The sequence below is a fragment of the Collimonas fungivorans genome (assembly GCF_028292705.1).
GTDB classification, from domain to species: domain Bacteria; phylum Pseudomonadota; class Gammaproteobacteria; order Burkholderiales; family Burkholderiaceae_D; genus Collimonas; species Collimonas fungivorans_B.
Genome location: NZ_JAQGLV010000225.1, coordinates 1 through 11,648, shown reverse-complemented (window position 1 = coordinate 11,648; position 11,648 = coordinate 1). Strand labels below are relative to the sequence as shown.

Annotated in this window: 11 protein-coding genes; 4 read left to right on the top strand and 7 right to left on the bottom strand. The window is 59.6% G+C overall.

Annotation, left to right across the window (positions count from 1 at the left end):
• The first annotated feature begins 201 nt into the window (after positions 1-201).
• Entirely contained in the window at positions 202-1,608 is a 1,407-nt protein-coding gene (locus JWQ61_RS12875; protein WP_304360877.1) for a CoA transferase, read from the top strand.
• A 4-nt stretch (positions 1,609-1,612) separates the two neighbouring features.
• Here JWQ61_RS12875 and JWQ61_RS12870 read toward each other — a convergent pair whose 3' ends face one another.
• The 6 genes from JWQ61_RS12870 to JWQ61_RS12845 form a co-directional block, all read right to left on the bottom strand.
• The gene (locus tag JWQ61_RS12870; RefSeq protein ID WP_304360876.1) at positions 1,613-2,038 is read right to left on the bottom strand and encodes a GNAT family N-acetyltransferase; all 426 of its coding nucleotides are present in this window, start codon (positions 2,036-2,038) and stop codon (positions 1,613-1,615) included.
• Between the two features lie 23 nt (positions 2,039-2,061).
• Positions 2,062-2,490, bottom strand: coding sequence for a PaaI family thioesterase (locus tag JWQ61_RS12865; protein WP_014005799.1), 429 nt, complete (start codon positions 2,488-2,490; stop codon positions 2,062-2,064).
• Between the two features lie 8 nt (positions 2,491-2,498).
• Complete coding sequence (locus tag JWQ61_RS12860; protein WP_120236142.1) at positions 2,499-2,810, bottom strand: Dabb family protein; 312 nt, start codon at positions 2,808-2,810, stop codon at positions 2,499-2,501.
• 89 nt (positions 2,811-2,899) lie between these two features.
• On the bottom strand, positions 2,900-3,499 hold the full coding sequence (locus JWQ61_RS12855; protein WP_304360875.1) for a LysE/ArgO family amino acid transporter: 600 nt from the start codon (positions 3,497-3,499) through the stop codon (positions 2,900-2,902).
• Positions 3,500-3,543: 44 nt separating this feature from the next.
• Entirely contained in the window at positions 3,544-6,519 is a 2,976-nt protein-coding gene (locus JWQ61_RS12850; protein WP_304360874.1) for a bifunctional diguanylate cyclase/phosphodiesterase, read from the bottom strand.
• 132 nt (positions 6,520-6,651) lie between these two features.
• Positions 6,652-7,443, bottom strand: coding sequence for a hypothetical protein (locus tag JWQ61_RS12845; RefSeq protein ID WP_304360873.1), 792 nt, complete (start codon positions 7,441-7,443; stop codon positions 6,652-6,654).
• A gap of 629 nt (positions 7,444-8,072) precedes the next feature.
• Between JWQ61_RS12845 and JWQ61_RS12840 the strand changes: the two genes are divergently transcribed.
• The 3 genes from JWQ61_RS12840 (at position 8,073) to JWQ61_RS12830 (ending at position 11,293) form a co-directional block, all read left to right on the top strand.
• Entirely contained in the window at positions 8,073-8,912 is an 840-nt protein-coding gene (locus JWQ61_RS12840) for a transporter substrate-binding domain-containing protein (RefSeq protein WP_304360872.1), read from the top strand.
• A gap of 92 nt (positions 8,913-9,004) precedes the next feature.
• Positions 9,005-10,288, top strand: coding sequence for an FAD-binding oxidoreductase (locus JWQ61_RS12835; RefSeq protein ID WP_304360871.1), 1,284 nt, complete (start codon positions 9,005-9,007; stop codon positions 10,286-10,288).
• Between the two features lie 39 nt (positions 10,289-10,327).
• Positions 10,328-11,293, top strand: a complete 966-nt coding sequence (locus tag JWQ61_RS12830; RefSeq protein WP_304360870.1) for an amino acid ABC transporter permease — start codon at positions 10,328-10,330, stop codon at positions 11,291-11,293.
• 49 nt (positions 11,294-11,342) lie between these two features.
• On the opposite strand, the gene JWQ61_RS12825 is transcribed toward JWQ61_RS12830, so the two are convergent.
• A partial coding sequence (locus tag JWQ61_RS12825; RefSeq protein ID WP_369684896.1) for an ATP-binding cassette domain-containing protein occupies positions 11,343-11,648 on the bottom strand: 306 nt, incomplete at its 5' end.

Genomic DNA, 11,648 nt, shown 5'->3' with positions numbered 1-11,648 from the left:
TACGGCACGCGCGCTTCGACCCTGGTCAGGATCAAGGCCAACGGCAGCGCCATGCTGCATGAAAGAGTGGCGCCGCCGTTTTGCCCTTCTTCGCCAATACACACGCATCCGGCATCGCCATCCGAATCCCGCTGTTCGCGCTGACACCTATGCCGTGACGGCGGCGGCGCCATACGCCGCACCCTATTCAAGGAGCAGAACATGTTGTCGCCTTCCGCGTTGTCTCCATTCGATATCGTGCAGCAGTTGTGGCGCACCCTCGGCCAGCCGGATGGCGCGCTGTCGCAGCTGTCGCTGAGCGGCAGCGACCCGGTCTTGCCGTCCTCGTTCGCAGTCGGCGCCGCGGCCCAAGCCAGCATTGCGGCGGCGGCGCTGTCGGCTGCGCAGCTGTGGCAATTGCGCAGCCAGCAGCAGCAACAGGTGAGCGTCGACATGCGCCATGCCGCGGCCGAGTTCCGCAGCGAACGCTACTTCCGGGTCAACGACGCCCGCAGCGACGAAATCTGGGACAAGATCGCCGGCACCTACCGTTGCGGCGACGGCAAATGGCTGCGCCTGCACACCAATTTTCCGCACCATCGAGACGGCGTTCTGCGCCTGCTGCAATGCGAACATACGGTTGAGAGCGTGCAACAGGCGCTGCAAAGCTGGACTGCCGAGGATTTCGAGGAAGCCGCCGCCAATACCGGGCTGGTAGTCACCGCCATGCGTTCGTTCGAGGAATGGGACCGCCATCCGCAGGGACAGGCAGTGCAATCGCAGCCGCTGCTGACCATAGAAAAAATCGCCGATGCGCCGCCGCGCGCCTTGCCTGCACCGATTGAACAACGGCCACTGGATGGGGTGCGCGTGCTCGACCTGACCCGCATCATCGCCGGGCCAGTCTGCGGCCGCACGCTGGCCGCGCACGGCGCCGACGTCATGCTGGTGACGGCGCCGCAGCTGCCGGCGATCGGCCCGCTGGTGATCGACACCGGACGCGGCAAACGCTCATGCCAGCTCGATTTGCGGCAGGCCGACGACCATCGGACGCTGAGCCGCCTGCTGCATGACACGGACATCTTCGTACAAGGCTACCGTCCGGGCGGCCTCGATGTGCTGGGTTTCGGCCCCGAAGCGGCGGCAAAAAAACATCCTGGCATCGTGTACGTATCGCTATCGGCGTACGGCCATGTGGGACCGTGGGCCGAGCGGCGCGGCTTCGATTCGCTGGTGCAGACCGCCAGCGGCTTCAACCACGCTGAAGCGCAGGCCGCACACAGCGACAAACCGAAACCGCTGCCTATGCAGGTGCTGGACCATGCAGCCGGCTACCTGATGGCGGCCGGCGCCATGACGGCGCTGGCGCGCCGGGTCACCGAGGGCGGCAGCTGGCATGTGCGGGTATCGCTGGCGCAGACCGGCCACTGGCTGCGCCAGCTTGGAAGGATCGAGAATGGCCTGGCCGCGGCCGAGCTTGAATTCGAGCAGATCCAGGACCTGCTGGAGCATAGCGAATCCGGTTTCGGCCGGCTGACTGCGGTGAGCCATGCCGGCAAGCTGTCGCTGACGCCGGCGCACTGGAGCCGGCCGTCCGTGCCGTTAGGCAGCGACGCGCCGAGCTGGTGACGCCTTAAGTAAATACATGGCGCATGCAGATGTGCGCAATCCCGGCTTCGTCATATTCCTCGCCGTCGCGGCTGAAACCGTAGCGTCCGTAAAACGCCTCGGCCTGGGTCTGCGCGTTCAGCACCACCTCGCCATCGCCGCGCTGCCGCGCCTGCGCCATCAAGGCTTGCAGGATGGCTGCTCCCACACCCTGGCCGCGCCCGGCGGCGCGTACCGCCATGCGGCCGATATGGCCGTCCGGCAGCAGGCGGCCGGTGCCTATCGCATAACCGGCTTCGTTATAGGCAACCGCGTGCAGGCAGCGCTCATCCATATCGTCCCACTCCAGCTCGACCGGGATTTTCTGCTCGATCACGAATACGTCGAAACGCACCGCGCGGGCGTCGGTTTTCTGCGCTGCCCAGTTGTCGACCGTCAGATGAAATTTCATGTTGTCTCTTCCAAGTTGCTGGCTCAGCCCGGCTTGATTTTCAGCGCGGCCCGGTGATGCCTGAGATATTTGAATGTACCCATTGCCTTGGCCACCAGGTGGTCGCCGTGCCACAGTTCGGCGTCGCAAAAACACATGGTGGTGGAGCGATGGAAGGCGCGGCCCTTGGCGACGATGCGCGCACCGGTTTGCCCGGCCGGCTGCAGGAAACTGGTTTTCATTTCCACCGTGACCGCCGCTTCGGCTTGCGGATAGAGCGACCGGCCGGCCAGCGCCATGACCACGTCCAGCATGGTCATCGAGACTCCGCCATGGGTCACTTGCCAGCTGTTCATGTGGTGCGGCTGCAAAGTCAGAGCCAGTTCGGCCGCGCCCTCGCCCATCTCGACGAACTCGACGCCGAGGTAGGTCAGGAAGGGATTATCGATAGGGAAAATATGGGAAGGAAACATGGCCGCAGTCAGCTAAAGTAATCCATGCACTGGCGTGATTCCCGCACCGCGCCGAAAAACGGCTTGATCGCCACATGCGCCGGGTGGTTCTGGTAAGCCTCCAGCGCGGCTGCCGAGGCGAATTCGGAATTGAGCACCACGTCGTAAGTCGCCTCCAGCCCCGGTTGGGCAATCGCGGCTTCGAACCTGAGCATGCCCGGCACGATGCCGGCGCAGCTGTCCAGCAAGGTTTTCAGCTGCAGTGCGTTGCTGGCTTTGTCAGCCCCTTCGGCATGTTCTTTCAGTTTCCAGAATACGATGTGTTTCAGTGTCGCGCTCATGATGTTCTCGGTTCGCTAATGAATAAATGGCGCGATTCTGCCGCCAGCCGCTATTTTACCTGCCCGGGCGGCCTGGCAGGCTGTGCGCCTTACTCGCTCAGCAGCTTATAGGCGATTGCCCACATCGTGATGCCGACGACAACTTCCAGGATGCGCCACGAGATCGGCTTGGCAAAGATCGGTCTGAGCCAGGCAGCGGCATACCCCAGCGAGAAAAAGAAGACAAACGAAGACAGCATCGCACCGGCCGCGAACAACCCCTTCTGGCCCGGAAACTGGGTCGAAATCGACCCGATCAGCAGCACCGTATCCAGGTAGACGTGCGGATTGAGCCAGGTCAGCGCGGCGCAGGTCAGCAAGGTTGGCAGCAAAGCGCCTTTGACATGCTCGGCCTGCAGCAGCACGTCCGACGAACGCCAGGCGGTGATGAAACTCCTGGCGCCGTACGCCAGCAAGAAAGCCGCGCCGCCGTAGCGCATGACCGGCATCAGCCATGGCGCCTGTTCGATGATGATGCCCAGCCCCATCACGCCCAGCAGGATCAGGATGGCGTCGGACGCGGCGCATGTCAGGCAGACCAGGAAAACGTGCTCGCGCTTGAGTCCTTGTTTGAGGACAAAGGCATTTTGTGCGCCGATTGCGAGGATAAGCGAAAGACCGAGGGAAAAACCGGAAATTGCAGCGTTCATAAATACGTCATGAAATCGAAATCATACCATCGCTTGCACGCCGCTTAATGCAATCCTGCGGGCGGCAAGTCGTCGCCCGCTCCGACCCAAGGACGGCCATCGACGCGCCGGCTCGCTACAAAACGCGCCAAGGCCGGATCGGTGATGAAGCTGGCGGCGGAACTGGCTTCCAGTATTGCTTGCGGCGACTGCGGCTTGGCCACGATATAACCCTGCACGTAGTCGACGCCCAGTTTCGCCAGCGCTTCGATCATTGCGCAGTCTTCCACCCATTCGGCGATGCTCTTCATGCCCAGGTTGCGCGCCAGCTCGACGATGGCTTCGACAATCGCCTCGTTGGCCGGATGCTTGTTCATGCTTTGAATGAACGCACCGTCTATTTTCAAGGCGTCCGCCGACAAGCTCTTCAGGTAGGTAAACGAGGTATAACCGGCGCCGAAGTCGTCCAGTGCAATCTTGGCCCCCAAGGCCTGCAAACGCTGGATGATACGGCTGGTGTGTTCGAGGTCGTGCAGCGCCACGCTTTCCGTGATTTCAATGCACAGCATCGGCACCACTTGCGGATGGCGGCCCAGGATCACGAAAATATCCTGGATGAATTTCTCATCGTTGAGCGAAGCCCCGCTCAAATTCACGCAGACGAATTTTGTCAGCGGCAGTTGCGCCTGGTGCTGCGCCAGCCATTCCAGCACCGTGCTCATGACCCAGCGGTCGATCACCGCGATGTTGCCGTTTTCTTCCGCCGCCGCGATCACCTTGGTGGCCGGCACCACCTTGTTGTCGGCGTCGCGTAGCCGCAGCAGTACTTCGAAATTGAGCGAGGCTTCCGGTTCGCGCAGCGACATGATCGGCTGCATTTCGACAAACAGGCCGGCCGGCAGGAATTCGCCGCCCAGCCTTTCGATCAGGCTCAGCTCTTCCAGCCGCTCGCGGAATACCGGCGCATTCTTCTGGTACACCACGATATGTTCGTTGTGCGCCCGCTTGGCTTCCCGGCAGGCGCGGTCGGCGGCAGAGATGGCGTCCTGCACGCGCATGCCGGCATCAACTTCAATCAGCCCAATCGAGCCTTTCACCTGGAATGCGCGCGCGCCGATATTGTACGACTGATAGCTGATTTTCTGGATGATGTCGCCGCAGATGGCAGTCGCCGCGCCAATCTCGACATCCTGGAACAGCAGGATGAATTCGTCGCCGCCGATGCGGCCGATATGGCAATCGCCGCCGAGCAACTGCTGCACCCGGAAACACAGCTGCTTCAGTACCTCGTCGCCCGATTGGTGGCCGAACAGGTCATTGATCAGCTTGAAGCGGTCGAGGTCAAGATAGGCCAATGCCAGCGGCCGGTCGCCGGCCTGGCGCTCGATCGCCTGCTCCAGCATGATTTCGATGCCGCGCCGGTTGAGGACGCCGGTCAGCGGATCGTGCTCGGCAAAAAACCGCAAGCGTTCGATCGCCTGGGAACGGTCGGTAATGTCTTGCAACGAGCCTTCGATGCGGCCGTTGGCGAAAGTCGCGGTCACCAGGTAAAAACTGCTACGGCCGTTGGCGTCGGCGACGCCGCGCAGTTCCGCTTCGTTGCCGCTGCTGCCGGAACCGATGCGCAGCAGTTTTTCGCGCGCGCCGGCTTCGAAATAATCGTCAAACTTTTTCACCGATTCGGCGCCCGGATCATGCCCCAGGATTTTTTCCAGGGCGGGATTGGTGCGCACGAAACTGCCGTCGGCGGCCAGGGTAAACAGACCCACGGGTGTTACTTCATAGGTAGTCCGCAATTCGGCCTGGACCATTGCCAGTTCGCGTTTGCCGGCGCGCATCTGTTCAGCAAAGGCAAACGACGCCATCAGGCTCGACAGCAAAGCCACGATTACATTATTCGGCACTTCATCCAGCGTCTTGATGCCGAACGCAGCGGCGACGACCTCGTCGATCCGTGTAAACAGCACCACGAACATCGACGCGCAATACCACAGCGCCGCACGGGTGCGCGCCTTCCAGACGATGCGCGCCAGCAGGAACACCAGGATAACGATGCCGACCACGGTCCAGCACCACAACACCGGAAGAAAGTGCTGGTACGACAGCAGCACGGCGGCCACCAGCAGCAGGAGTCCCATCCAGCGCAATACGTTTTGCAGGAAAACATAGCCGATCTGCTTCAGCTCATTCTGGAACAGGCGACCGAACAAGGTAAAGGTGACGATATAGTAGGTGGCGAACGTGAGCTTGCGCACCCAGGGCAGCCATTGATTCGGGATGGTCCATATCAGCCAGTGCACATCCCAGCCCATGGCATTGGCGCCGAGCCGCAGATTCCCCAGCAGCCACACCGCAAACAAGACGTACATCCATTCGCGGTTGATCAATGCCGCCACCAGCACGAACAGGGTCAGCGTCAGCAGCCCGCCTTCCATCAGACCAATGCCGCGATAAAATTCCTTTTGCGACTGTACAAAATCGGGACGCGTCCATTGCCGTACCGAGATGCGCGCCGGACCGGAAAAAACGCCCTTGCACAGCACGTTCAGCGGCAGCGCGGCGGCCGGCAGCGACAAGATGAAACCGGTTTTTTCGGCTTTCATCTGGCCTTCGACCCCATCGCGGCTGGCCGTGCCAAGCAGGCGCTCGCCGGCGCCCGCCCAGCAGCTCACCTGCTGCGCATGGCGCGATGGCAGCTCAACCTCCGTCAGCCCCGGATCGGCAGCTGCCGGCACCAGAAAAGAAAACCAGAACGGCGTTTCCTGCAATTGCGTGCTGCTGTAGGTAAGCACGGGCGTTGCCGCCAGCGCCTGGAATGCCTGCGCCGGCTGCAAGCGCCGCCCAGGATCGCTCAATACCTGGAACGGCGACGGGCTTGGATCGCTATGGCCGAAGCGGCTGTTGAGCGTAGCGAAGGCGACGATCGTAAACACGATCACCAGCACCGGCACCAATACGACCGAAAAATAAAACACCGCCCAGTCTTGAGGCTTCAGGTTGTGATTAAAGCTTTTCGACGTATCGGCATGAAATAGCCACATAGACATCGTATCCGTAGAGTGAGAGGGTTCTACTGTACTGTAAAAAAGACACAATATTCCTTTTAACAACAAACAATAACACCCTCTCAATATCTAGTTTCGGCAACACCGGATTAAACGTCTGTTAAACGCCTATTTCAGCGGCACCTTTCGCTCCCCTGCCTGGCTGTCCCGGGGCTCGAACTGATCCGCCAGCACATTGGGCGGCTGCTCGAGAATCAGGTCAGGATGCTGCATCTCGAACATCAGCCCGAACAGCGGATGGCCGGCGGCGGCCCAACGTTCGCGGGCAGTGGCAACTTCAAACGCCATGACACGGTGCGGCAAATTGCCGACATGCAGCATCGGGATGAATTCCGGCCCCGCAAAGACATCCTGGAACAGCAAGGCGTCATATTGCCGGTCCAGTGGAGAGCGTGCAGTAATCACCATCCAGTCGATGCCATTCTCGACGCAATATAAAAAATAGGCCTTGAACAGCAAGGTCTTGACGATCTTGCCGATCTGGCTGGAAGTGACGCCCAGCCGTGTCGCCTCCGCCAGGCTGCAGCCCTGCAGCCAGTCCGGCAATGTCACCGACTGCTCCAGTCCCAAGGGATGGAAACGATTGGTCTGGATACGCATGGTGCCCAATGACGAGCCGTCCAGCTTCGACTCCGCCAGCAGCACGATGGTATCTTGTGCAATATCGGCCTGCTCGAACCGAAGCAGGTTTTGCGCCAGCTCGGGCAGGTGCCGGCTGTAGGCTGCATGGCGGATCCCTACCGCCTTCTGCAAAGCCTGTTCGTCGCTGACTATCCTGACGGTGAACGGCAGGCGCTGTTCAGGCAACGCCGCCGCCGGCAAGCTTGCCGGCAAAGACGGGAGGATGAATTTCCCTCCGGCGGCCCGGCTGGAAGTGCTGAGTGTGTGGTCTTGTTTCATTTGAGTGCTCCGAAGTGGAAAACATGGTTGACCGCTTTATGCATGCGCTGCATCACGGTATTGCCAGATTCTCACGTTCGGAACACTGTAGAAAACTAACCCTGGCCACAACCCCACCTTTTGTGCCTATTTAATGATTATTAATTGGTGTTAAGCGGTTTATTGCAACAAATAATTTCCTACAATCAACAAATAAGGGATTTCAGGAATTACAAAAGGTAATGATGTTGTGTATTTATTTGGTTTTCAATCTGAAGGGATATCTCATAGTATGAGTTGCATATGGTTGAGGGGTGGCAGTCAGGTATCTCCGACCCAAGGACCTTGATAACCGATCAAGATCGAATCCAACCAAGCCTGTTTTCCATATTGCTCCGCCCTTTTGTCATCGACTTGCTCCAGGCAGCAATTCTTCGCCTGCGCATTCCCTTAATGGCCCAGTACCGGACCGCCATGCCCATCCGGCGGCGCTGAGATAGCCAGGAAATCATTACTGTAATTTTTTCAGGCAAGGTCCGGCTGCCAGGACTTGCCCACTCAACAGGCAATCTGTCTGAAGTCTGTTTGACATGTAAAGAATGTCCGCACCGCGGCATATTGGTTGTTCATAAAAATCAGGAGAAGACGGCATGACAAAAGAAATTCGGGGCACTCTGTACGGTCTCACGATGGCTGTCGTTATAGCCTGCTGCGCAACCAGCGCCCAGGCTGGCGATACGCTGAACCGTGTGATGAAAAACGGCAAGATGGTGGTCGCCACCAGCGCCAAATGGCCGCCGCAAGCCTTTCTGAACGACAAGAACGAATTCGACGGTTTCGATATCGACGTCGCCAAGGAACTGGGACGGCGCATCGGGGTAGGCGTCACGTTCGACACTCCGGATTTCAGCCTGATGACAGGCGGTCACTGGCGTGGCCGCTGGGATGTGTCGGTGCTGTCGGTCACGCCAACCAAGGCGCGCGCCAAGCTCCTGGATTTTCCGGCGCTGTATTATTACAGCCCCTACGTTTTTGCCGTACACAAGAATTCAAAAGCAAAGACACGCAATGATCTGAATGGGAAAATCATCGGCGTGGAAGGCGGCACCACATCGGAAGACTACATCCTCAACCGTCTCGAAATCGACGCCCCGGGCGTGCCGGAATTCAAATACATGACGCAAAAGCCGAAAGAGATGAAGACCTATGCCGATTCGATGCTTCCTTTCGACGATTTGCGGCTCGGGGACGGCACCCGCCTGGATGCGGTCATCGCGCCGGAGCAGACGGCGCTTGGCGCCATCAAGAATGGTTATCCGGTGAAAATCATCCCGAACGACTATGCGTTCCAGGAGCCGCTCGCAATCGTGACCGACAAGGGCGATGCGGAATGGAACAAGAAGATCGGCGATACGATCAAGGCCATGAAACAAGACGGCACCATGGCCAAGATCAGCACCAAATGGTTTGGCCGCGACTATACGAAATAAGCGCGAAATAAGCCCGAAACGAGCACGAAATAAGCCGCGGTGGCGGCTTTTAGCCGCCATCTTATTTTCCGTAGCCACTCCCTGAATCACGCATGCCATCTTACATAGACAGTTATTACATGCGCACGCTGCAGGCCGGCCCGGCACGGCCATGCCTGAGCGGCGCGCGGGAAGCGGACGTATGCATCGTCGGCGGCGGCCTGGCCGGCATCACCGCCGCCCTGGAACTGCTGCGCCTTGGCCGCTCCGTCATCCTGCTTGAGGCAAAGCGCGTGGCCTGGGGCGCCTCCGGGCGCAACGGCGGCGTCGTCAGTCCGGGTTATTCCACCAGCTTCCAGCAGATCGCCCGCACCAGCGGAGCCGACAACGCGAAATCCCTTTACCGGATGTCGATCGAAGGTGTGCAGATCATCGCCGGAAATATTCAGCAGCTCAATATGCAGCAGGCGCAAGCCATTCCCGGCACCTTACGCGTCAGCCGCTACGAAAACTCCGAGCAGATGCAGGCGCAACGAGACTGGCTGGCGCAGGAATTCCAGTATCAGGTCGCGTTCAAATCGCGCGAGGAATTGCAGGACATGCTGGTATCGGCCAGATATCGCCAGGCGCTTTACGATCCGCAGGCCTTTCATTTCCATCCTTTGAATTATGCGCAAGCCCTGGTGGCTGAAATCGAACGCCTGGGCGGCCAGGTGTATGAGGATTCCGAGGTGCTGTCCGCCGCTTGCGATCTGCCGGTAAAGCTGCTGAAGACGGCCCAAGGCAGCGTCAAGGCCGGCGCCGTGGTGTTTACCTGCGGCGGCTACACCGGCAACCTGGTGCCGAAGCTGGCCGGCAGCTACCTGCCGATCGCCACCTACATGCTGCTGACCGAAGCGGCAAAAACGCAGATTGCTTCCGCCATCCGCACCGGCGCAGCGATAGGCGACAGCCGTCGCGCCAGCGACTACTACCGCCTGGTCGATGGCGGTGAACGCATCCTGTGGGGCGGCATGATCACCACGCGCACCTCGGAACCGCGACGCCTGGCCGAGGTATTGCGCAAGCGGATGGTGGACACCTATCCGCAACTGGAGGGCCTCAAGGTCGATGTGGCCTGGTCGGGCCTGATGTCTTACGCCCGCCATCTGATGCCCTTGATCGGCCAGTTCAAGCCCGGCGTGTGGTATTGCATGGGTTTCGGCGGCCATGGCATGAATACCACGGCCATCGGCGGCAAGGTGGTTGCGCAAGGGATTGCCGGCGAAACTGACCGCTATCGGCAATTTGCGCCTTTTGGCCTGGTATGGAACGGCGGTGCGGCTGGAACGGCGGCGGTTCAGATGACTTACTGGTATTACCAGTTAATGGATTTCATGCAGGAACGCAGGGCGTAATGCAGGGTTTGACCCTGGCGGCGCCAAAGGGAGAGATACATGCAAGTCGAAAACATTGAGAAAAACCCGGCTAGGAATTTTTCGATCTTATTATTGCTTGGCTTGATGCTGGCAGGCGCCTACTACGCGTTGCAAGTCAGTCCGGGCTGGATCCAGCACCTGGTTTCTTTTGCATCCGGCAATGCCAATGCCGCCGGCTGGCTAGGCAAGTCAATCACCGCAGCAGTCATACTGGGCGCGCTCGCTCTCAATTATTATCTGCTCACCCGTTTTTCAGTGCGCTGGCAAATAATCATCGTATGGATCGAGCTGGCGTTGCTGGTCGTATTGTTCTTCTCCACTTTCAATCTCAGCTTCGAGTTCATCCAGCGCAAGATATGGTATCTGATCAGCCAGGGCGCGGTCACCACGCTCTACATTTCCGCAATTTCGATCATGATCGCCTTCGTGCTTGCCCTGATCGGCGCCATTGCGAAACTGTCTTCGAGCGGCATCGCGATCGGCATCGCTACTTTTTATACATCCCTGTTCCGCGGCCTGCCGCTGCTGATGCAGATATTCATCCTCTACATCGGGCTGCCGCAGCTGGGTTATATCGTCGATCCCATCCCGGCCGGGGTCGCCGCCTTGTCGCTGTGCTACGGCGCGTACATGACGGAAATATTCCGCGCCGGGATTCAAAGCATCCCGAAGGGGCAATGGGAAGCGGCGCTCGCCCTGGGCCTGGACCGAGGCAAAACCATGCGCATGGTCATCCTGCCGCAAGCCATGCGCATCATCATCCCGCCCACCGGCAACCAGTTTATCGCCATGCTCAAGGATAGTTCGCTGGTCTCCGTTGTGGGTGTATGGGAATTGACCTACGTTGCGCGCACCGCCGGCCAGCGCGAGTTCCGCCACATAGAAATGCTGATTACCGCGGCCTTGATCTACTGGCTGATGTCGATGGTGCTGGAAGTAATCCAGGCCCGGATCGAACGCAGGTACAAACCCGCACACCGCTGACCGGCCGGCATGCCGCTCGTATCCTGGCATGCACAGCCGATGTCCGGGTTCAGTGCTGCCCGCCTCCCAGGTAGGCAGCCTTGACAGCAGGATCGTTCTTCAATTTTTCAGCCGGACCATGCACCGATATCCGGCCGTTCTCCAGCACGTAGCCGTAATCGGCGACATTCAGCGCCGCGGCGGCGAACTGTTCGACCAGCAGCATCGTCACGCCCTGCTCCTTGAGCCGGGAAATGATGCGGAACACTTCTTCCACCAGGATCGGCGCCAGCCCCATCGATGGCTCGTCCAGCAGGATCACTTCCGGATTGAGCATGACCGCGCGCGCCATCGCCAGCATCTGCTGCTCGCCGCC

Excerpts from the sequence above, each read along its gene's own strand:
- JWQ61_RS12875 (WP_304360877.1), top strand. The coding sequence starts at position 202 with ATGTTGTCGCCTTCCGCGTTGTCTCCATTCGATATCGTGCAGCAGTTG.
- JWQ61_RS12870 (WP_304360876.1), bottom strand. The coding sequence starts at position 2,038 with ATGAAATTTCATCTGACGGTCGACAACTGGGCAGCGCAGAAAACCGAC.
- JWQ61_RS12865 (WP_014005799.1), bottom strand. The coding sequence starts at position 2,490 with ATGTTTCCTTCCCATATTTTCCCTATCGATAATCCCTTCCTGACCTAC.
- JWQ61_RS12860 (WP_120236142.1), bottom strand. The coding sequence starts at position 2,810 with ATGAGCGCGACACTGAAACACATCGTATTCTGGAAACTGAAAGAACAT.
- JWQ61_RS12855 (WP_304360875.1), bottom strand. The coding sequence starts at position 3,499 with ATGAACGCTGCAATTTCCGGTTTTTCCCTCGGTCTTTCGCTTATCCTC.
- JWQ61_RS12850 (WP_304360874.1), bottom strand. The coding sequence starts at position 6,519 with ATGTGGCTATTTCATGCCGATACGTCGAAAAGCTTTAATCACAACCTG.
- JWQ61_RS12845 (WP_304360873.1), bottom strand. The coding sequence starts at position 7,443 with ATGAAACAAGACCACACACTCAGCACTTCCAGCCGGGCCGCCGGAGGG.
- JWQ61_RS12840 (WP_304360872.1), top strand. The coding sequence starts at position 8,073 with ATGACAAAAGAAATTCGGGGCACTCTGTACGGTCTCACGATGGCTGTC.
- JWQ61_RS12835 (WP_304360871.1), top strand. The coding sequence starts at position 9,005 with ATGCCATCTTACATAGACAGTTATTACATGCGCACGCTGCAGGCCGGC.
- JWQ61_RS12830 (WP_304360870.1), top strand. The coding sequence starts at position 10,328 with ATGCAAGTCGAAAACATTGAGAAAAACCCGGCTAGGAATTTTTCGATC.